Source organism: Micromonospora musae, from assembly GCF_003626635.1.
Taxonomy (GTDB): domain Bacteria; phylum Actinomycetota; class Actinomycetes; order Mycobacteriales; family Micromonosporaceae; genus Micromonospora; species Micromonospora musae.
Genome location: NZ_RAZT01000002.1, coordinates 47,275 through 72,495 on the forward strand (window position 1 = coordinate 47,275; position 25,221 = coordinate 72,495).

Annotated in this window: 23 protein-coding genes; 1 reads left to right on the forward strand and 22 read right to left on the reverse strand. The window is 73.5% G+C overall.

The window, feature by feature from the left end; translation table 11 throughout:
- Positions 1-92: 92 nt before the first annotated feature.
- The 14 genes from D7044_RS03215 to pyrR all read right to left on the reverse strand — a co-directional run bounded on the left by D7044_RS03215 (position 93) and on the right by pyrR (position 17,557).
- Positions 93-1,076 carry an AAA family ATPase gene (locus D7044_RS03215; protein ID WP_120683858.1) on the reverse strand — a complete coding sequence of 328 codons (984 nt, stop codon included), beginning with the start codon at positions 1,074-1,076 and terminating at the stop codon, positions 93-95.
- A gap of 186 nt (positions 1,077-1,262) precedes the next feature.
- The gene (locus D7044_RS03220) at positions 1,263-3,281 is read right to left on the reverse strand and encodes a primosomal protein N' (RefSeq protein WP_120683860.1); all 2,019 of its coding nucleotides are present in this window, start codon (positions 3,279-3,281) and stop codon (positions 1,263-1,265) included.
- A 59-nt stretch (positions 3,282-3,340) separates the two neighbouring features.
- Positions 3,341-4,534, reverse strand: coding sequence for a methionine adenosyltransferase (metK, locus tag D7044_RS03225; protein ID WP_120683862.1), 1,194 nt, complete (start codon positions 4,532-4,534; stop codon positions 3,341-3,343).
- 87 nt (positions 4,535-4,621) lie between these two features.
- Positions 4,622-5,830 carry a bifunctional phosphopantothenoylcysteine decarboxylase/phosphopantothenate--cysteine ligase CoaBC gene (coaBC, locus tag D7044_RS03230; protein ID WP_120683864.1) on the reverse strand — a complete coding sequence of 403 codons (1,209 nt, stop codon included), beginning with the start codon at positions 5,828-5,830 and terminating at the stop codon, positions 4,622-4,624.
- 15 nt (positions 5,831-5,845) lie between these two features.
- Positions 5,846-6,112: a DNA-directed RNA polymerase subunit omega gene (gene rpoZ, locus D7044_RS03235; protein WP_120683866.1), complete on the reverse strand. Its 267-nt coding sequence runs from the start codon at positions 6,110-6,112 to the stop codon at positions 5,846-5,848.
- A 106-nt stretch (positions 6,113-6,218) separates the two neighbouring features.
- The gene (locus D7044_RS03240) at positions 6,219-6,752 is read right to left on the reverse strand and encodes a nucleoside/nucleotide kinase family protein (protein ID WP_120683868.1); all 534 of its coding nucleotides are present in this window, start codon (positions 6,750-6,752) and stop codon (positions 6,219-6,221) included.
- Between the two features lie 25 nt (positions 6,753-6,777).
- Positions 6,778-7,095, reverse strand: coding sequence for an integration host factor, actinobacterial type (gene mihF / locus D7044_RS03245; protein ID WP_120683870.1), 318 nt, complete (start codon positions 7,093-7,095; stop codon positions 6,778-6,780).
- A 173-nt stretch (positions 7,096-7,268) separates the two neighbouring features.
- Positions 7,269-8,108 (reverse strand): orotidine-5'-phosphate decarboxylase, encoded by an 840-nt coding sequence (pyrF, locus tag D7044_RS03250; RefSeq protein WP_120683872.1) that lies wholly within the window; start codon positions 8,106-8,108, stop codon positions 7,269-7,271.
- A gap of 772 nt (positions 8,109-8,880) precedes the next feature.
- A complete protein-coding gene (locus D7044_RS03255) occupies positions 8,881-9,912 on the reverse strand; it encodes a quinone-dependent dihydroorotate dehydrogenase (protein ID WP_120688209.1) in 1,032 nt (343 codons plus the stop codon).
- Between the two features lie 100 nt (positions 9,913-10,012).
- The gene (gene carB, locus D7044_RS03260) at positions 10,013-13,384 is read right to left on the reverse strand and encodes a carbamoyl-phosphate synthase large subunit (protein ID WP_120687934.1); all 3,372 of its coding nucleotides are present in this window, start codon (positions 13,382-13,384) and stop codon (positions 10,013-10,015) included.
- Entirely contained in the window at positions 13,384-14,610 is a 1,227-nt protein-coding gene (carA, locus tag D7044_RS03265) for a glutamine-hydrolyzing carbamoyl-phosphate synthase small subunit (RefSeq protein ID WP_233564879.1), read from the reverse strand. Before carA ends, carB begins: the two co-directional genes overlap by 1 nt.
- A gap of 61 nt (positions 14,611-14,671) precedes the next feature.
- The gene (locus D7044_RS03270; RefSeq protein ID WP_120687935.1) at positions 14,672-15,949 is read right to left on the reverse strand and encodes a dihydroorotase; all 1,278 of its coding nucleotides are present in this window, start codon (positions 15,947-15,949) and stop codon (positions 14,672-14,674) included.
- 76 nt (positions 15,950-16,025) lie between these two features.
- Positions 16,026-16,976, reverse strand: a complete 951-nt coding sequence (locus tag D7044_RS03275; protein ID WP_120683880.1) for an aspartate carbamoyltransferase catalytic subunit — start codon at positions 16,974-16,976, stop codon at positions 16,026-16,028.
- A complete protein-coding gene (gene pyrR, locus D7044_RS03280) occupies positions 16,973-17,557 on the reverse strand; it encodes a bifunctional pyr operon transcriptional regulator/uracil phosphoribosyltransferase PyrR (protein ID WP_120683882.1) in 585 nt (194 codons plus the stop codon). The genes D7044_RS03275 and pyrR overlap by 4 nt, the downstream gene beginning before the upstream one ends.
- A 289-nt stretch (positions 17,558-17,846) precedes the next feature.
- On the opposite strand from pyrR, the gene bldD reads away from it, so the two are divergent.
- A complete protein-coding gene (bldD, locus tag D7044_RS03285) occupies positions 17,847-18,335 on the forward strand; it encodes a transcriptional regulator BldD (protein WP_013285505.1) in 489 nt (162 codons plus the stop codon).
- A 96-nt stretch (positions 18,336-18,431) separates the two neighbouring features.
- Here the strand turns inward: bldD and nusB are convergent, their stop codons facing one another.
- From nusB to D7044_RS03325, 8 genes are all read right to left on the reverse strand, one after another.
- Positions 18,432-18,842: a transcription antitermination factor NusB gene (gene nusB, locus D7044_RS03290; protein ID WP_187399017.1), complete on the reverse strand. Its 411-nt coding sequence runs from the start codon at positions 18,840-18,842 to the stop codon at positions 18,432-18,434.
- Between the two features lie 23 nt (positions 18,843-18,865).
- Positions 18,866-19,423 (reverse strand): elongation factor P, encoded by a 558-nt coding sequence (efp, locus tag D7044_RS03295; RefSeq protein ID WP_120683886.1) that lies wholly within the window; start codon positions 19,421-19,423, stop codon positions 18,866-18,868.
- Between the two features lie 794 nt (positions 19,424-20,217).
- Positions 20,218-20,655, reverse strand: coding sequence for a type II 3-dehydroquinate dehydratase (aroQ, locus tag D7044_RS03300; protein ID WP_120687936.1), 438 nt, complete (start codon positions 20,653-20,655; stop codon positions 20,218-20,220).
- Complete coding sequence (gene aroB, locus D7044_RS03305; RefSeq protein WP_120687937.1) at positions 20,652-21,734, reverse strand: 3-dehydroquinate synthase; 1,083 nt, start codon at positions 21,732-21,734, stop codon at positions 20,652-20,654. Before aroB ends, aroQ begins: the two co-directional genes overlap by 4 nt.
- 39 nt (positions 21,735-21,773) lie before the next feature.
- A complete protein-coding gene (locus tag D7044_RS03310) occupies positions 21,774-22,280 on the reverse strand; it encodes a shikimate kinase (RefSeq protein ID WP_120684006.1) in 507 nt (168 codons plus the stop codon).
- Between the two features lie 20 nt (positions 22,281-22,300).
- Positions 22,301-23,479 (reverse strand): chorismate synthase, encoded by a 1,179-nt coding sequence (gene aroC, locus D7044_RS03315; RefSeq protein WP_120687938.1) that lies wholly within the window; start codon positions 23,477-23,479, stop codon positions 22,301-22,303.
- 119 nt (positions 23,480-23,598) lie between these two features.
- On the reverse strand, positions 23,599-24,519 hold the full coding sequence (locus D7044_RS03320) for a glycosyltransferase family 2 protein (RefSeq protein WP_120687939.1): 921 nt from the start codon (positions 24,517-24,519) through the stop codon (positions 23,599-23,601).
- Entirely contained in the window at positions 24,516-25,127 is a 612-nt protein-coding gene (locus D7044_RS03325; protein ID WP_407663405.1) for a glycosyltransferase, read from the reverse strand. The genes D7044_RS03320 and D7044_RS03325 overlap by 4 nt, the downstream gene beginning before the upstream one ends.
- Positions 25,128-25,221 lie beyond the last annotated feature (94 nt).

Genomic DNA, 25,221 nt, shown 5'->3' on the forward strand with positions numbered 1-25,221 from the left:
TCCGGGCCGCCGCGACGGGCGGGGCGGCCGTGCCCCCGCCGGGGCACGCGTCTCGGCGCTGCGGTGTCGACGCGGCGGCCGGACGGCGTCGGTCAGGCGCTGTGGCCCGGCTCGCCGGCCAGCACCGCGTCCCCGGCGAGCAGGGTGTGCTCGGGCAGCGGCAGCTGGATGCCGTGCGCGGCCTCCCAGTCGTAGACGACGCCGGGACGCACCTGGGCGGCGAAGTAGTCGACGGCGCTCATCCCGCCGACGACCGGCTCGTCGACCTCGGCGACGAGCTGGGCCGGCACCAGGTGGAAGCCGCTCTGCAGCGCGGCGCTGAGTCGGCGGTGCCCGTCGACCACGAAGAAGTACTCACCGGTGAAGCCGATCCGCAGCGGCTCGAGCGCCTCGTCGCCCGCACCGGCCACCTCGCCGACGAACTCGGAGTCCCAGAGCCCGCGCAGCGTGGCGATGTCCTCGGTGGGGTAGATCCGGGCCGGATCGAGCAGCAGCAGCGGCGGCTCGTCCCGCAGCACCTCGGCGCCGAGCGTCCCCTCGTACGCCGCGATCACGTGCTCGATCACCTCTTCGGGCGTGGCCCGGGTGGTGTCGCAGATCAGGTCGTAGTTGCGCAGCCGGGCCTTGTCCACCCCGTAGCGGATGATGAACCGGCTCCGCTCGCTCTCGCTGCGCTCGCGGAGCTTGGCGGTCGCCTCCTCCAGCGAGGTGTAGCTCTCGGCCGGCCCGGACGGGCGGGCGAGCACCCGGCGGGCGGCCTCCCCCGGCTCGGTGATCATGTGCACCTTGAGCGCGTCGGTGAAGAAGTGCCAGGCCAGGCGGGAGTCCATGACGAGGCTCTCACCGGAGGCGGCGATGTTGCGCTGAAGCTGGTCGACGTAGCCGTCGACCGCCTGGTCGAGTTCGGCGTGCAGGTTGAGCTGGAGGGCGGTCATCTGCCGCTCCTGCGCCATCTGCCGGTAGAGGTCGCCGACGGCGACCCGGCGCAGGCCCAGTCGCTTGGCGATCTCGACCGAGACGGTGCTCTTGCCGCTGCCGAGGTCACCGTTGAAGACGATCGACTGACGAACGGTCACGACTGGTCCACCCCTGATCACCGGAGAATCGAACTCATCGTCCTGGCGTGGGCTCGACGCACTCCCCCAGCGTCGCGCCTTCGTCCGCCCGGCATGACGGGCGATGCTACCACCCCATAATCGGGCTCCCGCCGGACGCGGCGTGCGACATCACCCGGCTCACCTGCTGGAAGTCCAGGTCGGCGCTCAGAAGAGGTCGAGCGGGTCGACCTGGAGCCGGACCGGGTCGGCCGCCTTGCGGGCGCTGCGCGCCCCGGCGGCGGCGTGCAGCGCGCCGGCCAGCGCGGCGGCCCGCGCGCGGGGCACCCGCACCAGCATCCGCTCCCGCTCCCCGTCGGCGGGGACGGGACCGAGCACCTCGGCGCCGTCGGGCAGCCGCGCCTCGTCGAGCAGGTCCGCCACCGCCGCGGGCAGCCCGGTCACGCTCGCCATCCGGACCGCGGGCGGGAAGCCCAGCTCGCGCCGCTCGGCCAGCTCGCGCGCCGCGAACCAGCCGGCGTCCCAGCGCAGCAACGCCTGCACCGGCGCGAGCGCCCCGTCGGCGACCACCACCACCCGGCCGCCGGCCCCGGCCGGTCGGGCCAGCGCCGCCGCCGACAGCCAGCGCCGCAGCGCCTCCTCCCCGGCCCGCAGGTCGGCCCGGGTGAGCAGCGCCCACGAGTCGAGCAGCAGCACCGCCCCGTAGCCTCCCTCGGCCACCGGTTCGGCGCCCGGCGTGGCGATCACCAGGCCCGCCCCGCCGGGCACGCCGTCGAGCACCTCGTCCCGGCCGGACGTGCGCACCGACACACCCGGGAACGCCCGCCCCAGCTCCTCGGCGGTCCGCCGGGCGCCGGTGACCGCGGCCCGCAGCCGTCGGCCGCCGCACTCCGGGCACGCGTACGCGGCGGCCACCCGACCGCACCAGCGACAGGCGGGCGGCGCGGACGCGGAGGGCAGCGCGAGCGGACCCGCGCAGTGCGCGCAGCGGGCCGGCGTGCGGCACTGCGCGCAGGAGACCGACGGCAGGTAGCCCCGGCGGGGCACCTGCACCAGCACCGGCAGGTCGGCGCGGAGCGCCTCCCGGGCCGCCGTCCAGGCCAGGCTGGGCAGTCGCGCCGTGGCCGCTCCGGGATCGCGGGCCAGCTGCGGGTCGTCGCCCACGGGGGCGATGGCGGGGGTACGCGCGCGCACGGTGGCCCGGTCGGCGACCACCTCCCGCGCCCATCCGGTCTCCAGCAGCAGCTGCGCCTCGGCCGTGCGGGCGTACCCGCCGACCAGCACGCCGGCCTCGGTCAGCTGGGCGCGGGTGAGCAGCACGTCGCGGGCGTGCGGGTAGGGGGCTCGCGGCTCGGCGTGCAGGTCGTCGCCGTCGTCCCAGATCGCGACGAGGCCCAGCCGCTCGACCGGGGCGAACATCGCGGCCCGGGTGCCGATCACCACCGGCACGTCGCCCCGCCGGGCGGCGAGGAAGGCCCGGTAGCGGCGGGCCGGGCCGAGCGCCGCCGAGAGGCAGACGTGCCGGCCGGGGCCGAGCGCGGCACCCACGGCGGCGTCGAGGCGGTCGAGGTCGCGGTTGTCGGCGACCACCACCACCGCGCCCCGGCCGCCGGCGACGGTTGCGGCGACCGCCTCGGCGTAGCGGACCGCCCAGTCCTCTCCCGCGAGCGCGGACCAGACCGCGCGGGGCGCCCGCCCGTCGGTGAGCGCCCGCAGGTAGGCGGGGCCGGCCGGGTAGTCGCGCCACCCGTCGGGTCCGGGCTCCGCCGGGGGTCGGCGCTGCTCCGGCAGCTCCGCCCCGGACTCCGGCGCGGTCGACGCGTCCGGTGCCGGCGGTGCGGCCGACGCGGTCGACGCAGGCGGCGCGTTCGGTGCGTTCGGTGCGGGCGGTTCCGCGCCGTCCGGGCGCGCCTCCTTCTCCACCCGGGCGTGCCGGGGCGGTACGGCGAGGCGGAGCACATCGGCGAGGCTGCCGGCGTACCGGTCGGCGACCGCCCGGGCCAGTCGGCTCACCTCGGGCGAGAGCACCGGCTCCGGTGAGACGACCTTCTCCAGGTAGGCCAGCCGGGGATGGTCGGAGCTCGCCACCCGCTCCAGCAGCCAGCCGTCCACCAGCTGCCCGGCGAACCGGACCTTCACCCGGGTGCCGGGCACCGCCTGCTCGTCGAGCGCGGCCGGAACCAGGTAGTCGAAGGGCCGGTCCAGGTGGGCCAGGGGGACGTCCACGCAGACACGAGCGACCGGCGACCCGTCCGCGGGTCGCCGGTCGCTGCGCGTGGCGCTGGTCAGGCTCCCGCAGCCGACTTGAGGTCGGCGGCCCGCTCGGTGCTCTCCCAGGTCAGGTCGGGCAGCTCCCGGCCGAAGTGGCCGTACGCCGCCGTCTGCTGGTAGATCGGGCGGAGCAGGTTCAGGTCCCGGATGATGGCCGCCGGCCGCAGGTCGAAGACCTCGGAGACGGCCTTCTCGATCGACGCCACCGGCACGGTCTCGGTGCCGAAGGTCTCGATGAAGAGGCTGACCGGGTGCGCCTTGCCGATCGCGTACGCGACCTGCACCTCGCAGCGCTCGGCGAGGCCGGCGGCGACCACGTTCTTGGCCACCCAGCGCATCGCGTACGCAGCCGAGCGGTCCACCTTCGAGGGGTCCTTGCCGGAGAACGCCCCGCCACCGTGTCGGGCGTACCCGCCGTAGGTGTCGACGATGATCTTGCGGCCGGTCAGGCCCGCGTCGCCCATCGGTCCGCCGATCTCGAACCGGCCGGTCGGGTTGACCAGCAGCCGGTAACCCTCGGTGTCCAGCCCCAGGCTCTCCAGCTCCGGCGCGATCACGTGCTCGCGGATGTCCGGGGTGAGCAGCGACTCCAACGAGATGTCGGCGGCGTGCTGGCTGGAGACCACCACGGTGTTCAGCCGGACCGGTCGCAGCCCGTCGTACTCGATGGTGACCTGCGTCTTGCCGTCCGGCCGCAGGTACGGGATGGTGCCGTCCTTGCGCACGGCGGCCATCCGGCGGGCCAGCCGGTGGGCGAGGGCGATCGGCAGCGGCATCAGCTCCGGCGTCTCGGAGCAGGCGAAGCCGAACATCATGCCCTGGTCACCGGCGCCCTGGGCGTCCAGCGCGCTCTCCGATGCCCCGGTACGCAGCTCGAAGGCGTTGTCGACGCCCTGGGCGATGTCCTCCGACTGGGCTCCGATGGAGACGCTGACGCCGCACGACGCGCCGTCGAAGCCCTTCTTCGACGAGTCGTAACCGATGTCGAGGATGGTCTTGCGGACGATGGTCGGGATGTCCGCGTACGCCTTGGTGGTGACCTCACCGGCGATGTGCACCTGGCCGGTGGTGATGAGGGTCTCCACCGCGACCCGGCTGCGCGGGTCCTCGGTGAGCAACGCGTCGAGGATGCCGTCGCTGATCTGGTCGGCGATCTTGTCCGGGTGGCCTTCCGTGACCGATTCGGACGTGAAGAGGCGGCGTGTCACGGCACTCCTAAGCGTGTGAAAGTCGTTCCGCGGAAGTCTAGTCACCACGGTCCGTGGCGGCGGAGGCGGTTACGTCCGGTTCCACCCTCACGGGCGACGGGCGAGCCGCGGCACCACGAGGTCCCAGACGCCGTCGGCGAGGTCCGCCTTGGACTGTTCGGGCATCCGGGTGACCGAACCGTCCGCGCCGATGACGGTCGCCGCGTTGGTGTCGGCGCCGAAGACCTTGTCCGTCCCCACCTCGTTGATGACGATGAGGTCGGCCCGCTTCCGGGCCAGCTTGGCCCGGCCGTTGGCCTCGGCGTCGCCGGTCTCCGCGGCGAAGACCACCAGCACCTGCTCCGGTCGGCGGCGTTCGCCCAGCTCGGCGGCGATGTCCGGGTTGGTGACGAGCTCGATGGTCGGCGCGCTGCCGTCGTCCGCCTTCTTGATTTTGCCAGGCGCGTAGACGGCCGGACGGAAATCGGCCGGAGCCGCCGCCATCACCACGGCGTCGGCGTCGGTGGCCGCCTTCAGCGTGGCCTCCCGCAGCTCGGCCGTCGTACCGACGCGGACCAGGTCGACGCCGGCCGGGTCGGTGAGGGAGACGTTGGCCGCGATCAGGGTGACCCGGGCGCCGCGGGCCACCGCCGCGCGGGCGAACGCGTAGCCCTGCTTGCCGGAGGAGCGGTTGCCGAGGAAGCGGACCGGGTCCAGCGGTTCGCGGGTGCCGCCGGCGGTGACCACCACCCGGCGGCCGGCCAGGTCGGCGGGGGCGTCGACGCCCCGCGCCAGGGCCCGGCGGGCGACCTCGAAGATCTCGGCCGGGTCCGGGAGGCGGCCCTTGCCGGTGTCCGCGCCGGTGAGCCGGCCCACCGCCGGTTCGATGACCCGGACGCCCCGGGCGCGCAGCGTGGCGATGTTCGCCACCGTGGCCGGGTGCTCCCACATCTCGGTGTGCATGGCCGGGGCCAGCACCACCGGGCAGCGGGCGGTGAGCAGCGTGTTGGTGAGCAGGTCGTCGGCGAGGCCGTGCGCCGCCTTGGCGAGCAGGTCGGCCGTGGCGGGCGCGACGACGACGAGGTCGGCCCCCTTACCGAGGCGGACGTGCGGCACCTCGTGCACGTCGGACCAGACGTCGTCGGCGACCGGCTGCCCGGAGAGCGCCGCCCAGGTCGGCGCCCCGACGAAGCGGAGCGCCGACGCGGTCGGCACGACCCGGACCCGATGGCCCGATTCGGTGAAGAGTCGCAGCAGCTCACACGCCTTGTAGGCGGCGATGCCGCCACCGACCCCGAGAATGATCTCGGCGGACATCGCGGTGTGCCGGGGTTACGGCTGGTCGGTCGGCTCGGCGGTGAGCAGGCCGGCGTTGATCTCGCGCATGGCGATGGAGAGCGGCTTCTCCTGCGGGGTGGTCTCGACCAGCGGGCCGACGTACTCCAGCAGGCCCTCACCGAGCTGGCTGTAGTAGGCGTTGACCTGGCGGGCCCGCTTGGCCGCGAAGATGACGAGGGAGTACTTCGACGACGTCTTCTCGAGTAGTTCGTCGATCGGCGGGTTGGTGATGCCCTCGGGGTTGGTGGCGATGGATCCCACGAATTACCTCTGCGTCTGTCGAACCGCGCGAGCGGTGCGGACTGGCGACCGCGGCTGACTCGCGTGAACCGCGGCCGACTCCGGGCCGTACGGGCGCGGGAGGCGCCTAGCCCCGCACGCGCGGGCCGGCCGGAGTCGGATATGAAGAACCGAGAAAGCCTACCAGCTCATCCGCGACCCGATCCGTCAGGTCGTGCGTCAGGGCGAGTTCGAAGGCGGCCGCGACGGCCGGATCGGGCCGGCGGCCCGGGGGGCGCAGCAGCACCAGCCGGGCGTCGGCGATCCGCTCCCGGACGGCGAGCGCGCCCGGGATGTCGAGCGGCAGCAGCGCCGGCTGCCCGGCGGCGAGCCGGGAGCGCAGGGGTTCGTACGGGGTGCCGCGCCGGTGCGGGCCGGCCCGGGACCACTCCAGCAGGCCACCCGCGGCGATCAGCCGGTCGAACCCGGCGGGGGTCAGGAAGACCCGGTCCACCCCGTCGACCTCGCCCTCGCGGCGGGATCGGGTGGTCGCCGTGACCGGCCGCCACACAGCGGGCGAGCGCGCCCGGACAAGCTCGACGACACTCTCCCGGCCCATGCCCGACGGGCCGGCCAGGACAGTGAGCCGAGCTGCCGGACGCGCCCCGCCTTCCGTGCTCACTGCTTGTTTCTACACGCTGCCGCGATCAGTTGGCGGCGAACTCACCAAGCAGTGCCTTGCGCTGCTGCTCGCCGAGGCCCCGCAGGCGGCGGCTGTCGGCGATCTTGAGCTTCTCCATGATCTGGGTGGCCCGGATCTTGCCGATGCCCGGCATCGCCTGCAGGACGGCCGAGACCTTCAACTTGCCGACGACGTCGTCGGCCTCGGCCTTCTCGAGAACACTCGCGAGGCTGGTCTTGCCCTGCTTGAGGTCCTCCTTCAGCTTGGCTCGGGCCTTGCGGATCTCCGCGGCCTTCTCCAGCGCGGCAGCGCGCTGCTCGGGGGTCAGTGACGGGAGCGGCACCAGTTCTCCTCAGGTCCCTATAGCGGCGGGCGGGACGCACCACCGCACTGTGAAACGTGGTGTCGCTGTGAACCAAGGGGTCCGTGGTTCCCAGCGCGGGGAAAACTAGCGGTCGCCGGACGTTTCGGCAACGTGGGCACGCGATGATCTTCGCAAAGTGACCGACCCGTCAGTCAGTTCATCGGGGGCACGACGGCCCGGCAATCGGCCAGCGCACGGTCCGCGGCGGCCCGCAACGCGGCCACGTCGGGGCCCGCGCCCAACACCTCACGGGAGTACGACGGGAGCACCGCGGGCAGGCTCGCGCCGAAGACCGTACGGAGATCGGCGGCCGTCGCGCCCTGCGCCCCGAGGCCCGGCGCGAGCAGTGGGCCGCCCACCCGGGACAGGTCGTGGCCGGTGTCGCCGATCGTCGCGCCGACCACGAGCCCGAAGCTGCCGAGCGGCTGCGCATCGGCGTTGAGCTGGGAAATCTCGTCGATCACGGTCTGCGCGACGCTCCGCCCGTCGGCGGCGCGGGCGTGCTGCACCGCGGGCCCCTCGGGGTTCGAGGTGAGCGCCAGCACGAAGACGCCACCGCCGTGCTCGGCGGCGAGTTCGAACATCGGGGCCAGTGAACCTACTCCCAGGTAGGGGCTCGCGGTCACCGCGTCGACATACAGCGGCCTGGATGGGTCGAGGTACGCCTCCGCGTACGCGCGGACCGTGGACCCGATGTCGCCGCGCTTGACGTCAAGCAGAACGAGCGCGCCACGATCCCGCAACTGTCGGATAGTTGACTCAAGAATCGCGACACCACGGGCACCAAATCGCTCGAAGAACGCCGACTGTGGCTTGACCACCGCAACCCGGTCACCGAGGGCGTCCACGACGGTCCGGGCGAACCGGTCGAGCCCCTCGGCGTCGTCGGACAGCCCCCAACGGGCCAGCAGCCCCGGGTGCGGGTCGATCCCCACGCAGAGCGGCCCCCGCTCGGCCACGGCCCGGTGCAACCGGGCGCCGAAGGTCTCCATCCGTTGCTCTCCCTCTCTCGTGGTCACCACGGACGGCCCCACGCCGCCCGCGTACGCCGCTGCGCCGGCTCGGCGGCTCCGGGGTACGCCCGGCCCGCCGCGCCGCTCCACCGACCGCACAGCGGTCGGCACGGCCCGTCGGCCGCCGCCGGGCCCGCGCCGACTCCGGTCGGTCTCCGGGCCGGCACACCCCGCGTCCCCGGCCGCCACGGTGGCCGCCGCGGCCCGCGCCACCCGGCGGCGTCGATCGGATCCCGGAACCGGCCCGGCCGGACTCCCCCGCCGGCCGCGGCCACGACGGCGCGGAGCGGGTCGACCGGGAACGGATCGGGCAACTCGGCCCGTCTCGGCGGGCGACTGCCCGGCGCGCGGCGCGCGGCGGTCGCGCCGCACGAGGCCCCCGGACGACACCTCCCCGTCCGCGCGCGGCCGCCGGCGTACTCCCCGGCCCGCGCCCAGCCGCCGGGCGCGGCAAGGATCGGGGCGTGGGACCGGCCACCGCCCGGTACGGGTCGACCTCGACCCGGCGCGACGCGCCCCCGGCCCGACGCGGGTCGACCCGGCCTGGCCCGAAGCGACCCCGGCTCGGCACGAGGCGGGTCGACCCGGCCTGGCCCGAAGCGACCCCGGCTCGGCACGAGGCGGGCTCGGTGCGGCGCGAGCCGACGCTCGCCCGGCCCGAGCCGGCACCCTCGCGGCACCGGTCGAGCGCGGGACGACGCGAGCCGGCGGCCGGGAATCACCCGGCGGGGCACCGGCGTCGCGCCCACGCTCATCGAACCGGCGGTCGCGCCGGTGTCGCCGCCCGTACGGCGGCGCGGACCAGGGCCGGGCCCCGGTAGATGAACCCGGTGTAGAGCTGCACCAGGCTGGCCCCGGCGTCGAACATCCGGGCCGATTCGTCCGGGTCGACGATGCCGCCCACCCCGATCACGGGCAGCCGCCCCCCGGTCTCCCGATGCACGAACGAGACCACCTCACGGGCCCGCGCGGCGAGGGGCCGGCCGGAGAGACCACCGGTCTCGGCGCCCCGCGCCACGTCGGCCTCGGCCAGACCGCCGCGGGAGAGCGTCGTGTTGGTGGCGATCACCCCGGCCGCGCCCCGGTCGAGGCAGACCTCCAGCAGCTCGGCGATCGCCGGCTCGGAGAGGTCCGGGGCGATCTTCACGAGCACCGGCTTCTCCCCGACCAGCACGGCGAGCAGCGCGTCCAGATGAGACCGGTCCTGCAAGGACCGGAGACCCGGAGTGTTCGGTGAGGACACGTTGACCGCGAAGTAGTCGCCGTGCCCCTTCAGCGCCTGGTAGGAGGCGAGGTAGTCCTCGACGGCCTCCTCCAGTGGGGTCACTTTGGACTTTCCGAGCGAGATCCCCAACGGGACGCCGAGCGGCCGGGGCAGCGCCGCCAGCCGGGCGGCCAGCGCCTGCGCCCCGGAGTTGTTGAAGCCCATCCGGTTGACGATCGCCTCGCTGTCGCGCAGCCGGAACAGCCGGGGCCGGGGGTTGCCCGGCTGGGCGTGCGCGGTCACCGTGCCGACCTCGACGAAGCCGAACCCCAACGCCGGCCAGGCGGGCAGCGCCACACCGTTCTTGTCCATCCCGGCGGCCAGGCCGACCGGATTGGGGAACTCCACGCCGAAGACCGTGCGCGGGGCCCGTGCCGCGTACCGGGCCCGCAGCGCGGCCAGCGCCGCCGGCCGCCGCGACACCGTGGCCAGCCGGTGCAGCGTCCACTCGTGCGCGGTCTCGGCGTCCCCGCCCCCGAGCCGGAACAGCACGGGTCGTACGACGCGCTCGAACATCACCACGCCGCGCCGCCCCGACCATGGTCGATCATGAGGTTGCCCCGGCGACACGCCGGGCCGGTCGACGGCAACCTCATGATCAACGCCGTGGTGCGCCCGGTCACTGGGCGGCCCGCAGGGCGGCGTGCAGCTCCTGGAGCGGCCGGACCCGCAGGTTGCCCTGGATCCGGGTCTCGATGCCCATGACCGCCGCCGCCGCACCGGGCACCGTGGTGATGCACGGGATGTCCGCGGTCACCGCCGCGCTGCGGATCTCGTAGCCGTCGGAGCGGGCACTCGCGCCCGAGCCCTGCGGGGTGTTCAGCACCAGGGCCACGTCACCGCCGAGGATCATCGAGACCGCGTCCTCGCCCTGACCCTCCTCGTAGTGCTTGCGGATCTGCTCGCACGCGATGCCGTGCCGGCGCAGCACCTCGGCCGTGCCCGCCGTCGCGACGATCTCGAAGCCCAGGTCGGCCAGGCGCTTGATCGGGAAGATCATGGCGCGCTTGTCCCGGTTCGCCACCGAGACGAAGATCCGGCCCCCGGTCGGCAGCGAGCCGTACGCGGCCGACTGCGACTTGGCGAAGGCGTGACCGAAGTTCGTGTCGATGCCCATCACCTCGCCGGTGGACTTCATCTCCGGGCCGAGCAGCGAGTCGATCCCCTTGCCAGCCGGCGTGCGGAACCGCTTGAACGGCAGCACCGCCTCCTTCACCGCGATCGGGGCGTCCGCCGGCATGGTGCCGCCGTCCCCGGTCGCCGGGAGCAGCCCCTCGGCCCGCAGCTCGGCGATCGTGGCGCCGAGCGCGATCCGGGCCGCCGCCTTCGCCAGCGGCACGGCGGTCGCCTTCGAGACGAACGGGACGGTACGCGAGGCCCGCGGGTTCGCCTCCAGCACGTAGAGCACGTCGTCCTTGAGCGCGTACTGCACGTTCAGCAGGCCGCGTACGCCGACGCCGCGGGCGATCGCCTCCGTGTACCGGCGGACCTCGGCCAGGTGCGAACCGGCCAGGGTGATCGGCGGCAGGGTGCAGGACGAGTCCCCGGAGTGGATCCCGGCCTCCTCGATGTGCTCCATGACGCCGCCGAGGTAGACGTCACCGTCGGCGTCGCAGAGCGCGTCCACGTCGATCTCGATGGCGTCGTCGAGGAACCGGTCCACCAGCACCGGGTGGTTCGGCGAGATGTCGGTGGCCCGCCCGATGTAGCCGCGCAGCGTCGCGTCGTCGTAGACGATCTCCATCCCACGTCCGCCGAGCACGTAGGAGGGCCGCACCAGCACCGGGTAGCCGATCTCGTCGGCGATCGTCTTGGCCTCGTCGTACGAGGTCGCCATGCCGTACGCCGGGGCGCGCAGACCGGCCCGGGTCAGCAGGGCGCCGAACGCCCCCCGCTCCTCGGCGAGGTGGATCGACTCCGGGGAGGTGCCCACCACCGGAACCCCGGCGTCCTTGAGCCGCTGCGCCAGCCCCAGCGGGGTCTGCCCGCCGAGCTGCACGATCACCCCGACCACGCCCGGCCCGCCGGCCGCCTTGCCGGAGGTGTCCTCGGCGTGCCAGACCTCGAGCACGTCCTCGAAGGTGAGCGGCTCGAAGTAGAGCCGGTCGGCGGTGTCGTAGTCGGTCGAGACCGTCTCCGGGTTGCAGTTGACCATGACGGTCTCGTAGCCGCCGGCCCCGGCGCCACCCGCCGGGGCCGCGCGCAGCGCTTGGACCGCGTGCACGCACGAGTAGTCGAACTCGATGCCCTGCCCGATCCGGTTCGGCCCGGAGCCGAGGATCAGCACCTTCGGCCGCGCCGACCCGACCACCTCGGTCTCCTGGTCGTACGTGGAGTAGTGGTACGGGGTGGTCGCCTCGAACTCGGCCGCGCAGGTGTCCACGGTCTTGTACACCGGCCGGATGTCGAGCCGGTGCCGCAGCGTCCGTACGCCCTCCTCGGCGGCCAGCTCCGGACGGAGCGCGGCCAGCTGCCGGTCGGAGAGGCCGGCCCGCTTCGCGCGGCGCAGCAGCTCGGCGTCGAGCACCGGCGCGTCCACGATCTCCGCGCGCAGCTCGACGAGGCTGGCGATCTGGTCCAGGAACCACGGGTCGATCCCGCCGGAGGCGGCCGCCACCTCGGCGATGGAGGCGCCCAGCCGCAGCGCCCGCTCGACGGTGTAGAGCCGACCGTCGTGCGGCGTACGCAGCGCGGCGAGGGTGTTCTCCCTGGTCGCGCCCACCGGATCCGGCACGCTCCAGAAGCCGGCCGCCTTCGTCTCCATCGAGCGCATCGCCTTGTTCAGCGCCTCGGTGAAGTTGCGTCCGAGGCTCATCGCCTCACCCACCGACTTCATGGTGGTGGTCAGCTCGGCGTCCGCACCCGGGAACTTCTCGAAGGCGAACCGCGGGATCTTGACGACCACGTAGTCCAGCGTCGGCTCGAACGCCGCCGGAGTCTTCAGCGTGATGTCGTTGGGGATCTCGTCCAGGGTGTAGCCGATGGCGAGCTTTGCGGCGATCTTCGCGATCGGGAAGCCGGTCGCCTTCGACGCCAGCGCCGAGGAGCGCGACACCCGCGGGTTCATCTCGATGACCACGATGCGCCCGTCGGCCGGGTTCACCGCGAACTGGATGTTGCAGCCCCCGGTGTCCACCCCGACCTCGCGCAGCACGGCGATACCGAGGTCGCGCAGGCGCTGGTACTCCCGGTCGGTGAGCGTCATGGCCGGGGCCACGGTGACGCTGTCGCCGGTGTGCACGCCCATCGGGTCGAGGTTCTCGATCGAGCAGACCACCACCACGTTGTCGTGGCGGTCGCGCATCAGTTCGAGCTCGTACTCCTTCCAGCCGAGCACGCTCTCCTCGATGAGCACCTCGTGCACCGGGCTCGCGGCCAGGCCGTCACCGGCGATGCGCTCCAGGTCCTCCTGGGTGTGCGCCATGCCCGAGCCGAGGCCGCCCATCGTGAACGACGGCCGGATCACCACCGGCAGGCCCAGCTCGGCGACGGTCTCCCGGACCTCGTCCATCGAGTGGCAGACCCGCGAGCGCGGCACCAGCGCCGACGGGTCCTCGTAGTCGAGGCGCGCACCGGCCTTCGCCACGATCTCCTTGAACAGCTGCCGGTCCTCGCCGCGGTTGATCGCGTCGATGTTCGCCCCGATCAGCTCGACGCCGTACTTCTCCAGCACACCGGCCTCGTGCAGGGCGACCGCGGTGTTCAGCGCGGTCTGCCCGCCCAGGGTCGGCAGGATCGCGTCCGGGCGCTCCTTGGCGATGACCAGCTCGACGAACTCCGGGGTGATCGGCTCGACGTAGGTGGCGTCGGCGAACTCCGGGTCGGTCATGATCGTGGCCGGGTTCGAGTTGACCAGGCTGACCCGGATCCCCTCGCTGCGCAGCACCCGGCACGCCTGGGTGCCGGAGTAGTCGAACTCGCAGGCCTGCCCGATCACGATCGGCCCCGAGCCGATGACCAGGATGTGCTTCAGGTCGCTCCGCTTCGGCATCACTTTCCGCCTTCGCTGTGGTTCCGGTCGAGGCCGCGGCCCTCGCTGCGCCGCCGGTCGAGGCCGCGGCCCTCGCTGTGCCGCCGGTCGAGGCCGCGGCCCTCGATCAACTCCGCGAAGCGGTCGAAGAGGTAGTCCGCGTCGTGCGGACCGGCCGCCGCCTCCGGGTGGTACTGCACCGTGAACGCGGGCACGTCCTTGGCCCGCAGCCCCTCGACCACGTTGTCGTTGAGGCAGACGTGCGACACCTCGACGCCGCCGAACGCAGTGTCGATCACCTGGTTGGGAACGACAGCCCCTACCCCGGCGCCGGGCACCTGCACCGCGAAGCCGTGGTTGTGGCTGGTGACCTCGACCTTGCCGGTCGACCGGTCCAGCACCGGCTGGTTGATGCCGCGGTGGCCGTAGCCGAGCTTGTAGGTGCCGAAGCCGAGCGCCCGGCCGAGGATCTGGCTGCCGAAGCAGATGCCGAAGAGCGGGATCCGCCGCCCCAGCACCTCCCGGGCCAGCGCCACCGGACCGTCGGCGGTCGCCGGGTCACCCGGACCCGGCGAGAAGAAGACCGCGTCCGCGCCGGTGGCGAGCAGGTCGTCGATCGTGGACGAGGCCGGCAGCACGTGCGTGGTGACCCCACGGGCGGCCAGCCGCCGCGGCACGTTGCGCTTGATGCCCAGGTCCAGCGCGGCGACCGTGAACCGGTGCTCGCCCTGCGCCGGCACCACGTACGACTCGGCGGTGGTCACCTCGGCGGAGAGGTCCGCCCCGGCCATCTCCGGGGTCTGCCGGACCCGGGCCAGCAGCGCCCGCGGGTCCTCCTCGACGCTGGAGATGCCGACCCGCATGGCACCGCGCTCCCGCAGGTGCCGGGTCAGCGCCCGGGTGTCCACCCCGGCGATGCCGACGACACCCTCGGCGGCGAGCCGATCCTCCAGCCCGCCGCTGGCGCGCCAGTTGGAGCCGATCCGGGCCGGGTCACGCACCACGTACCCGGCCACCCAGATGCGGGACGACTCGTCGTCCTCGCCGTTGACGCCGGTGTTGCCGATGTGCGGCGCCGTCTGCACCACCACCTGCCGGTGGTAGGAGGGGTCGGTGAGGGTCTCCTGGTAGCCGGTCATGCCGGTGTTGAAGACCGCCTCGCCGAAGGTCTCCCCGACGCTGCCGTAGGCCTCGCCCTGGAAGGTGCGGCCGTCCTCGAGAACCAGGATCGCCGGCCTGCGCTTCACCATGCCGCATTCCCTTCGACCCGGACTGCGGGGCTCCGCTCCGCTGCACTCCTCGCTCGGATCATTTGACAGCCTTTCCGTCCAGAACCGTCGGCTCGCCGCGCAGGAAGGTCGCCACGACGCGACCCGGCAGCGTCATGCCGGCGTACGGGGTGTTGCGGCTCAGACTCGCCAGCTCACCGGGCTCGATCCGGCGCTGGGCGGCCGGGTCGACGAGGGTGAGGTTGGCCGGCACGCCCGGTGCCGGGTCGAGACCGTGGGACTCCAGCCCGGCGATCCGGGCCGGGGTGCGGGACATCCGCTCGGCGATCAGGTCCCAGCGGGGGCCGAGCACCTCCAGCGTGATCGAGAGCGCCGTCTCCAGGCCGAGCATGCCCGGCCGGGCGTACGCCCACTCGCACTCCTTGTCCTCCACGGCGTGCGGCGCGTGGTCGGTGGCCACGATGTCGATCACCCCGTCCGCCAGCGCGGCGCGCAGCGCGGTGACGTCGTCGTCGGTGCGCAGCGGCGGGTTGACCTTGTAGACCGGGTCGTACGTCTCGGCCCGCACGTCGGTGAGGAGCAGGTGGTGCGGGGTCACCTCGGCGGTGACCCGTACGCCACGGGCCTTGGCCTGGCGCAGCACCTCGACGCTGCCGGCGGTGGAGACGTGGCAGACGTGCAGGCGGCTGCCCACGTGCTCGGCGAGGAGCACGTCCCGGGCGATGATCGCCTCCTCGGCCACGGCCGGCCAGCCGGTGAGCCCGAGCCGCGTCGAGACCGCCCCCTCGTGCATCTGCGCGCCCTCGGTGAGGCGGGGCTCCTCGGCGTGCTGGGCGATGATCCCGTCGAAGGCCTTCACGTACTCCAGCGCGCGGCGCATCAGCCGCGGGTCGGCGACGCAGTGCCCGTCGTCGGAGAAGATCCGCACCCGGGCGGCGGAGTCGGCCATCGCGCCCAGTTCGGCCAGCCGCTCGCCGGCCAGCCCGACCGTGACCGCGCCGATCGGCTGCACGTCGACCAGGCCGGCTTCGCGGCCGAGGCGCCAGACCTGCTCGACGACGCCGGCGGTGTCGGCGACCGGTGAGGTGTTCGCCATGGCGCAGACCGCCGTGTACCCGCCGAGCGCCGCCGCGCGGGAGCCGGACTCCACCGTCTCCGCGTCCTCGCGGCCGGGTTCGCGCAGGTGGGTGTGGAGGTCGACGAGGCCGGGCAGGGCGACCAGCCCGGCGGCGTCGAGCACGGTGGCGCCGTCGGCGGCCAGGTCGGCGCCGGTCTCGGCGACCACACCGTCGCGGATCAGCAGGTCGGTCGGCGCGGCGCCGAGCACGCTGACCCCCTTGATGAGGTACGAGCTCATGCCGCCACCTCGCTGCGCTCGGCGGCGGCCTGAGGCACGTCCGCACTGTGCCGATGATTCACTCGCTGACGCTCGCTCATGCGTTGTTCCCCCCGAGCAGCAGGTAGAGGACGGCCATCCGGACGGAGACCCCGTTGGTGACCTGTTCGACGATGGTGGAGCGGGCCGAGTCGGCCACCTCGGGTGTGATCTCCATGCCCCGGTTCATCGGGCCGGGGTGCATGACGATCGCGTGCTCGGGCAGCCGTCGCATCCGCTGCCCGTCGAGCCCGTAGCGGCGGGCGTACTCGCGGGCGGAGGGGAAGTAGGAGTCGCTCATCCGCTCCCGCTGCACCCGCAGCATCATCACCACGTCCGACGTCGGCAGCACCGCGTCGAGGTCGTAGCAGACGCTGATGTCGGGTGCCTGCCCCGCGGTGTTCGCGGTGGCCGCCCTGGTGGCCCAGTCGACCGGGATCAGCGTGGGCGGCCCGACCAGGGTCACCTTCGCGCCGAGGGTGGAGAGCAGCAGCACGTTGGAGCGGGCCACCCGGCTGTGCAGCACGTCGCCGACGACCGCCACCGACAGCCCGGCGAGCCGCCCCAGCCGGGAGCGCATGGTGTACGCGTCGAGCAGCGCCTGGGTGGGGTGCTCGTGGGTGCCGTCGCCGGCGTTGACCACCGAACCGTCCACCCACTCGGCCAGCCGGTTCGCCGCGCCGGAGGCGGGGTGGCGGACGACCACCGCGTCGGCGCCCATCGCCTGCAGGGTGAGCGCGGTGTCCTTCAGGCTCTCGCCCTTCGCGACGCTGGAGCCCTTGGCCGAAAAGTTGATCACGTCGGCGCTGAGTCGCTTCGCCGCCGCCTCGAACGAGATGCGGGTCCGGGTGGAGTCCTCGTAGAAGAGGTTCACCACGGTGCGCCCGCGCAGCGCGGGCAGCTTCTTGACCTCGCGACCGGCGACCGTGGCCATCTCGGCCGCGGTGTCCAGGATCCGGGTGGCGGTGGCGGCGTCCAGGTCGGCGCCGGAGAGCAGGTGCCGGATCATGAGGCGATCCCTCCGTAGAGCTTGACCCCGTCCGCGCCGTCGGTCTCGGCGAGCGTGACCTTGACGCTCTCGGCGAGCGAGGTCGGAATGTTCTTGCCCACGTAGTCGGCGCGGATGGGCAGCTCCCGGTGCCCCCGGTCGACGAGGACCGCGAGCTGCACCGAGGCCGGGCGGCCGACGTCGTTGAGCGCGTCGAGCGCGGCCCGGACCGTCCGCCCGGAGAAGAGCACGTCGTCGACGAGGATGACCCGCTTCCCGTCGATGCCGCCGGGCGGCAGCTGGGTGGGGCCGATCGCGCGGGTGGCGTTGCGGCGCAGATCGTCGCGGTAGAGAGTGATGTCGAGCACACCGACCGGTACGGCCACGTCCTCGAAGGTGCTGATCCGGGCGGCGAGCCGCCGCGCCAGGGGCGCGCCCCGGGTGGGGATGCCGAGCAGAACGGTCTCGGCGGCGCCCTGGGTCTTCTCCAGGATCTGGTGGGCGATGCGATCGACCACGCGCTGAACGTCGGCGCTGGCGAGGATCACCTTCACCGAGGGTTGCCGCGCGGGTGGTGATTCGGCAGCCGGTGGGCAGGCCACGGCGGACCTCCTTCCCCGCCTCACGGGACGGGTCGTTAAAGGATGTCGGGCGCCTCCGCCGCTGGCCGCGGGCGGCCCACGCGAAGGCTTCACGCCACGTTACCAGTGGTCACCGGGTCGGCCGCCGCCGGCTACTGACCACCGGATCAGCGTCACGAAATGGGGATAACTCCCCCCGCGCTCCCCAACGGTAAGGTCACGAACACTTGACCAGGTTGCTCAATCCCCGTACCGTCACGCTCCGTAGCGAAATCGCTGGGAGAACCCCCGCAGCACTGGGAGTGTCCGAATGCCCTCTGAATACGCCAAGTCTCTGGGTGCCCGCCTGCGCTCGATCCGCCAGCAGCAGGGGCTGTCCCTGCAGGGGGTGGAGGAGAAGTCGAACGGGCGCTGGAAGGCCGTCGTGGTCGGGTCGTACGAGCGCGGTGACCGGGCCGTCACGGTGTCCCGCCTGGCCGAGCTCGCCGACTTCTACCGCGTGCCGGTCTCGGAGCTGCTGCCCGACGGCAGTGGGGTCCGTCACGAGCCCACCAGCAAGATCGTGCTGGACCTGGAGCGGCTCTACGACGAGGCCTCCGAGGACCTGGCCTACGTCGCCCGCTACGCGCGCGCCATCCAGCAGCAGCGCGGCGACTACAACGGGCGGGTGCTCTCGATCCGCGCCGACGACCTGCGCGCGCTGGCGATCGTCTACGACGCCTCGCCGTCGGGTCTGATCGAGCGGCTCACCGAGCACGGCGTGCTCGTCGCCGACCCGCGGGCGTTCTTCGCCTCCTGACCGGCTGATCAGCAGAGAGGGCCCGTGCCGTACGGCACGGGCCCTCTCTGCGTCGCGCTATCCCTGCGCCGCTGTCTCTGCGGCGTGCGGAGCCGTTCAGCGGGTGGCGTACTCGGCGATCCGGCCGAGCACCCCGTTGAGGAAACGGGGCGAGTCGTCGGTCGACATCTGCCGGGCCAGCTCGACCGCCTCGCTGATCGCCACCGCGTCGTCGATCTCGTCGAGGAAGAGCAGCTCGTAGACGGCGATCCGAGCGAGGTTGCGGTCGACCGCGGGCATCCGATCCAGCGTCCACCCCTCGGCGTAGCTGGCGATCAGCTCGTCGATCCGGTCGAGGTGGTCGGCGACCCCCTCGACCAGCCGCACCGCGTAGCCCAGGTGCTCCGGGTGGGGTCGCTCGATGCGCTCCAGGTAGCCGGCCAGCACCTCCACCGGCGGGTGGTCGCGCAGGTCCGCCTCGAAGAGCACATCGAGCGCTCGCTTGCGCGCCTTGCGGCGCGCCGGCATCTGCTGTTTGGGACCCTCAGCCATCAGGAGCGGCCGAGGTAACGGCCGTCGCGGGTGTCGACCTTGATCTTCTCGCCGGTGGTGATGAAGAGCGGCACCTGCACGGTCGCGCCGGTCTCGACCGTCGCCGGCTTGTTGCCGCCCGTGGAGCGGTCGCCCTGCAGACCCGGCTCGGTGTACGTGACCTCGAGCACGACGCTGGTCGGCAGCTCGATGTAGAGCGGCACGCCCTCGTGGGTGGCGACGGTCGCCTCCGCCTCGGGCAGCAGGTAGTTCGCCGCCTCGCCGACGGTGCCGCCGGGCACGGTGATCTGGTCGAAGGTCTCCAGATCCATGAAGACGTAGTCCTCGCCGTCGGCGTAGAGGTACTGCATCGTGCGCTTGTCGACGGTCGCCGTCTCGACCTTGGTGCCCGCGTTGAAGGTCTTGTCGACCACCTTGCCGGAGAGCACGTTCTTCAACGTGGTGCGCACGAACGCACCACCCTTACCGGGCTTGACGTGCTGGAACTCGACTACGGCCCAGAGCTCCTTGTCGAGGTTGAGTACCAGGCCGTTCTTCAGGTCGTTGGTGGTGGCCATTTCCTGCCTTGATCATCAATTGGCGGACAGACCTGGAAAGTCTACTAGCCCCGCCAGGATCTGGCCCGGCTCCACCCGGCCCGCAGCTCCGACCCGCCGCCGTCGGCCCCGGCCGGACCCCGTCCGCCCCCCGCACCCGCCCACCGCGGCACCCCCGGCGCCGCCTTCCCCGCTGCGGTCGACCGCGTGATCAACATCACTTCCTGCAGCCCAGCGCGCATCGGCCGGCGACTCCCCGGCTCCCTTGCTCTGCACCCCTGAACGCGCCGGTAACGGAAGGTGACTGAGGCCTGAACGGCAGGAGTCGGGGCGGTCCGCTGGAAGTGCAGTTCAACGGGGTGGTGCGTATAGGGCAGCAGAGCAAAGGATGCGGAGTGGTGAGGTGACCCGAGCAGTTGGGCATTACTCAGCGTGAGGAAACCAGGGGTTGCGGGCCTGACCAACCCGATGGCTCGGCCGGACACTCGGGCGCCGAGGGCCGGGGCGGAGCGGACCGGGGCGGGCCGGGGCGGACCGGGCCGGGTTATGGGTAGCGGCCAGGGAACCGGACCGGGGCCGGGGTTGGGGTCAGCGAGAAAGGCGCGGCCGGGGCCGGACACGCGAGGGGGGTGATCGACTCGAGTTCCTTGAAATCGGGGTGTCGCGGCGGTGCGGACACCCCGATATCTCGGCAAGTCGAGTTGATCATCGTCGCCGGGCCCCCGCACCGGGCCCCGCACCAGGCCCGCGCCGGGCGGCGCGCGGGCGGGCTAGGCGGGGCGGGGGCGGGGGCGGGCGAGCCTAGTCGGGCAGGGTCAGCGCGCGCCGTGGCCGGCGGCTAGGTGGTGCAGGGCGAGGCGGTAGCCGTCGAGGCCCAGCCCGCAGATCACCCCGGTGGCCACCGCGGAGACCACCGAGTGGTGCCGGAACTCCTCGCGGGTGTGGATGTTCGAGATGTGCACCTCGATCAACGGCCCGCGCAGCATCGCGCAGGCGTCGCGGACCGCGTAGGAGTAGTGCGACCAGGCAGCGGGGTTGAGCACAACGGCCGCACCCTCGTCCGCGGCGGCGTGCAGCCAGCCGAGCAGCTCGTGCTCGGCGTCGGTCTGCCGCACCGTGACGTCCAGGCCGAGGTCCCGGCCGGTCGACTCACAGAGCGCCACGAGGTCGGCGTAGGTGCTCGCCCCGTAGACCTCGGGCTCGCGGGTGCCGAGCCGGCCGAGGTTAGGCCCGTTCAACACGCGGACCTTCACGGCTGCGCCACCTCCTCGTATGCGGCGCGCAGCAGGGCGTCGTCCGGGCCTTCGAGGATCGCCGGACGGGCCAGCCCGTCCAGCACCACGAAGCGCAGCCGGTTGCCCCGGGCCTTCTTGTCCACCCGCATGGCGGCCAGCAGCTGCGGCCAGGCGTCGGCCGGGTAGCTGGTGGGCAGGCCGAGAGCGGCCATCGCCGTACGATGCCGACGCGCCGTCGCCTCGTCGAGCCGGCCGGTGAGCCGGCCCAGCGCGCCCGCGTAGACGACGCCCACGGCGACCGCGTCGCCGTGCCGCCAGCGGTAGCCCTCGACCTTCTCGATCGCATGCCCGAGGGTGTGGCCGTAGTTGAGCACCTCACGAACGCCGGACTCGCGCAGGTCGCCGGAGACCACGTCGGCCTTCACCCGGATCGCCCGCTCGATCAGTTCGCGGGTCACCGGTCCGGTCGGGTCGACGGCGGCCGCCGGGTTCGCCTCGACCAGGTCGAGGATCGCCGGGTCCGCGATGAAACCGCACTTGACGACCTCGGCGAGCCCCGCCGCCAGGTCTGCCGGGGGGAGGCTGTCCAGGGTGGCCAGGTCGCAGACCACCCCCGCCGGCGGGTGGAACGCGCCGACCAGGTTCTTGCCGGCAGCGGTGTTGACCCCGGTCTTGCCGCCCACCGCGGCGTCGACCATGCCGAGCAGCGACGTGGCCACCGGCACCCAACGCACCCCGCGCAGCCAGCAGGCGGCGACGAAACCGGCCAGGTCGGTGACGGCGCCGCCGCCCACCCCGACCACCGCATCGGTACGGGTGAAGCCGTGCTCGCCCAGCCGGTCCCAGCAGGCCGCGGCGACGTCGATCCGCTTGCCCGCCTCGGCGTCCGGTACCTCGATCGGCAGCGGTTCGACGCCGGCGGCGCGCAGCCGCTCGCCGAGCGAGTCGGTCAACGCCTTGAGCGGCGGGGCGTGCAGCAGCGCCACCCGGGTCGCCCCGGGCAGCAGACCGGGCACCGTGTCGAGCAGGTCACGTCCCACCAGCACGTCGTACGACTGCTCACCGCCGCCGACCGGGATCCGGGTCACCTCGTCCATCGCGGGCAGCCTAGTCGAGCGGACCGGGACCGGGCGACGTCAGCGCTTCAGCAGGGCGTGGATCTCGGCCGCGATCTCCTCCGGGAGGCGCCCGTCGGTGGACACCGTCGCGGTGGCGACCTCCTCGTAGAGGGGGCGACGCTGGTCCATCAGGTGCTTGAGGGTCGCCCGCGGATTGATCGCCAGCAGCGGGCGGCCGGCCCCGAGCCCCACCCGCTTGACCGCGTCCGGCAGCTCGACGGAGAGGTGCACCACCGGGTGCCCGACCAGGGCCGCGCGGGTCTCCTCGGCGAGCACCGCGCCGCCGCCCAGCGCCAACACCCCCGGGCAGGAGGCGAGCGCCGCGGCGACCGCGGCCCGTTCGAGCGCCCGGAAGTGCGCCTCACCCTCGTCGATGAAGATCTCCGGGATCGGCTTACCGGCCATCCGCTCGATGTCCAGGTCGGTGTCGCGGAACTCCACCCCCAGCCCGGCGGCGAGCGCCTGCCCGACCGTGGTCTTGCCGGAGCCGGGCGCGCCGACCAGTACACAGACCGGCCGGGTCACCCCGGCTGCCGCCGCGCCGGTCACCGGATCACCAGCGCGTCCAGGTAACCGGCGAGGTTACGGCGGATCTCCGCGACCGAGTCGCCGCCGAACTTTTCCATGGTCGCCTCGGCGAGCACCAGGGCGACCATCGCCTCGGCCACCACGGCGGCGGCCGGTACGGCGCAGACGTCCGACCGCTGGTTGATCGCGGTGGCCGGCTCGCCGCTGGTCACGTCGACGGTGGCCAGGGCCCGGTTCAGCGACGAGATCGGCTTCATCGCGGCCCGGACCCGCAGCGGCTCCCCGGTGGTGATGCCACCCTCCAGCCCGCCGGCCCGGTCGGTGACCCGCCGGACGCCGGTGGCGGTGGGGACGATCTCGTCGTGCGCCGCGGAGCCCCGCGACCGGGCCTGCTGCCAGCCGTCGCCGATCTCCACGCCCTTGATCGCCTGGATGGACATCAGCGCGGTGGCGAGCCGGGCGTCGAGCTTGCGGTCCCACTGCACGTGGCTGCCCAGGCCCGGCGGCACCCCGTACGCCAGGACCTCGACCACGCCCCCGAGGGTGTCGGCGTCCTTCTTCGCGGCGTCGACCTCGGCGACCATCCGCACGCTCGCCTCCGGGTCGACGCAGCGCAGCGGGTCGGCGTCGATCCGCTCGGCGTCCTCGGGCCGCGGCCGGAGCCCCGGCTTCACGCTCACCGGACCCAGCTCCACCACGTGCGAGACGATCTCGATGCCGAGGGTCTGCTTCACCAGCGCCTTGCCGACGGCGCCGACGGCGACCCGAGCCGCGGTCTCCCGGGCGCTGGCCCGCTCCAGGATGGGTCGGGCGTCGAGGTGCCCGTACTTCTGCATGCCGGCGAGGTCCGCGTGCCCCGGGCGGGGGCGGGTGAGCGGGGCGTTGCGCGCCTGCCCGGCCAGCTCCTCCGGATCGACCGGATCGGCGGCCATGACGGTGCGCCACTTCGGCCACTCGGAGTTGCCGACCCGGATGGCCACCGGGCTGCCGAGGGTGACGCCGTGCCGCAGGCCGCCGATGACCTCGACCTCGTCCTGCTCGAACGACATCCGGGCGCCCCGGCCGTAGCCGAGCCGACGGCGGGCCAGCTCGGCGGAGATGTCGCCGGTGGTCACCTCGACTCCGGCGGGCACCCCCTCGAGCAGCGCGACGAGGGCGGGTCCGTGCGATTCACCTGCGGTCAGCCAGCGCAACACAGGCGCAAGTTTGTCACGCCGTGTGGTCGGACCGGTGCGGCGGCCACCCCGTCCCGCCCTGCGGACGGTGATGTCCGCCGACCGGCCGGGACGCGCCGACCCGCCCCGACCGGTCAGGCTCAGATCCCCCGGCCGCGCCGGTGCAGGGTGCGCAGGACCGCGTCGGCGCGGACCACCCGACCGGCCACGGCCAGCGCCAGGTAGGCCCGGGGTTCGCGGGGGTTGCGGCGCAGGGTGCGGCGGGCCCAGTGCAGCGCTCCGCGCCGGTCCCCGGAGGCGGCCCGGGCGAAGGCGATCTGCCCGGCCACCCGGGCCTCGCCGGCCGGCTGACCGGCGAACTCGGGGTAGCGTTCCAGCAGCCACTGCAGCGCCGAGGAGATGGTGTCCCACCGCTGGGCGAAGTACGACCGCTTGTGCCAGCGCACCAGCACGTACGGGGTGCGCAGGTTGACCAGCGGGGCGCTGCGGGCGGCCCGGAGCAGGAACTCGTAGTCCTCGGCGTAGCTGCCCGGGATCTCCTCGTCGACCAGCCCGAACCCGTCGCGCAGGGCGGTGGCGCGGATCAGGAACGTGGACGGGTGCAGCTCGGTCATCCGGTCCCGCAGCAGGTCGGCGAGGGCGACCCGGTCCCGGTCGAGCACCCGGTCGACGGTGTGTCCGTCGTAGCTGACCCGGATGCCGCAGCTCACGAACTCGGCGTCCGGCGCGGCGACGAGCGCCTCGACCTGGGCGGCGAGCTTGCCGGGCAGCCACTCGTCGTCGTCGTCGCAGAACGCGACCAACTCCCCCACGGCAGCGAGGGTGCCGGTGTTCCGCGCGCCGGCCAGCCCCGGTGTCCGCTCGTTGCGGAGCACCCGGACCCGCCGGTCGGGCCGCGACAGCTCCTCCAGCGACCGGTCCGGGTCGGACTGGTCGTAGACCACCACCACCTCGATCGGGCCGGGGTGCTCCTGGTCGAGGATGGCCCGGATCGCGGCCCGGAGCAGCTCCGGCCGGTCCCGGGTGGGTACCACGACGCTGACCGAGGGGAAGGTCGTCACCTGTCACGCTCCGCACCTTGGGTCGACCGGCTCCACAGCCGCCACCTGGGGCGGCGTCGGGACGCGGCGGCGACCAGTTCGTCCACGATCTGACCCACCCGCGTCACGGCCGCCTGCTGGGCGTGCTGCGCGGCGGCGTCGGTGGCGACCGCGAACCGGGTCGGGTCGGCCAGCCCGGCGGCGAGGGCGTCCCGGAGCTCCTCGCGGGACTCGCAGAGCGCGACCATGCCGGCCGCGCCGAGCCGGCGGGCGAAGAGCTGCTGGTGGTCGTCGACGTGCTCGCCCAGCGTCGGGTTCCGGGGGACCACGATGGGCAGGTGACCGTGGCGGCGCGCCTCCAGGATGGTCGCCGGCCCGCCGTGGCAGACCACGAGGTCGGCGTCGGCCATCGCGGCTTGCAGCGCGTCGTGGCCGAGGAAGGGCACCGCGCCGGGCACGGCCGGCGGGCGGGTGTGTCCGTGCTGGACGGTGAGACCGACCTCGTCGGCCGTCTCGACGTGCCACTCCTCCAGCCAGCTCACCAGGCGGTCGAAGGGGTGCTTGTCGGTGCCGACGGCGACGAGCAGCTGCAGTCGCGCGGAGTCGGCGCGCTCGCGTTGCCGGGGCACCCGCGACGGGTCGGGACGGCCGACCGGGCGGGTGACGTGCGGCGCGGACCGGCCGGGGGCCGGCCGGTGCGTCGGGGCGGTGCCCGTGCTCGCG

What these genes read in the sequence shown, in the direction of transcription:
- nusB (WP_187399017.1), bottom strand. Translation starts at nt 18,842, where the DNA reads ATGCCGGCGCGCCGCAAGGCGCGCAAGCGAGCGCTCGATGTGCTCTTC.
- D7044_RS03270 (WP_120687935.1), bottom strand. Translation starts at nt 15,949, where the DNA reads ATGAGCTCGTACCTCATCAAGGGGGTCAGCGTGCTCGGCGCCGCGCCG.
- efp (WP_120683886.1), bottom strand. Translation starts at nt 19,423, where the DNA reads ATGGCCACCACCAACGACCTGAAGAACGGCCTGGTACTCAACCTCGAC.
- bldD (WP_013285505.1), top strand. Translation starts at nt 17,847, where the DNA reads ATGCCCTCTGAATACGCCAAGTCTCTGGGTGCCCGCCTGCGCTCGATC.
- aroB (WP_120687937.1), bottom strand. Translation starts at nt 21,734, where the DNA reads ATGGACGAGGTGACCCGGATCCCGGTCGGCGGCGGTGAGCAGTCGTAC.
- coaBC (WP_120683864.1), bottom strand. Translation starts at nt 5,830, where the DNA reads ATGTCCGCCGAGATCATTCTCGGGGTCGGTGGCGGCATCGCCGCCTAC.
- pyrF (WP_120683872.1), bottom strand. Translation starts at nt 8,108, where the DNA reads ATGGAGACCTTCGGCGCCCGGTTGCACCGGGCCGTGGCCGAGCGGGGG.
- D7044_RS03275 (WP_120683880.1), bottom strand. Translation starts at nt 16,976, where the DNA reads ATGATCCGGCACCTGCTCTCCGGCGCCGACCTGGACGCCGCCACCGCC.
- carB (WP_120687934.1), bottom strand. Translation starts at nt 13,384, where the DNA reads ATGCCGAAGCGGAGCGACCTGAAGCACATCCTGGTCATCGGCTCGGGG.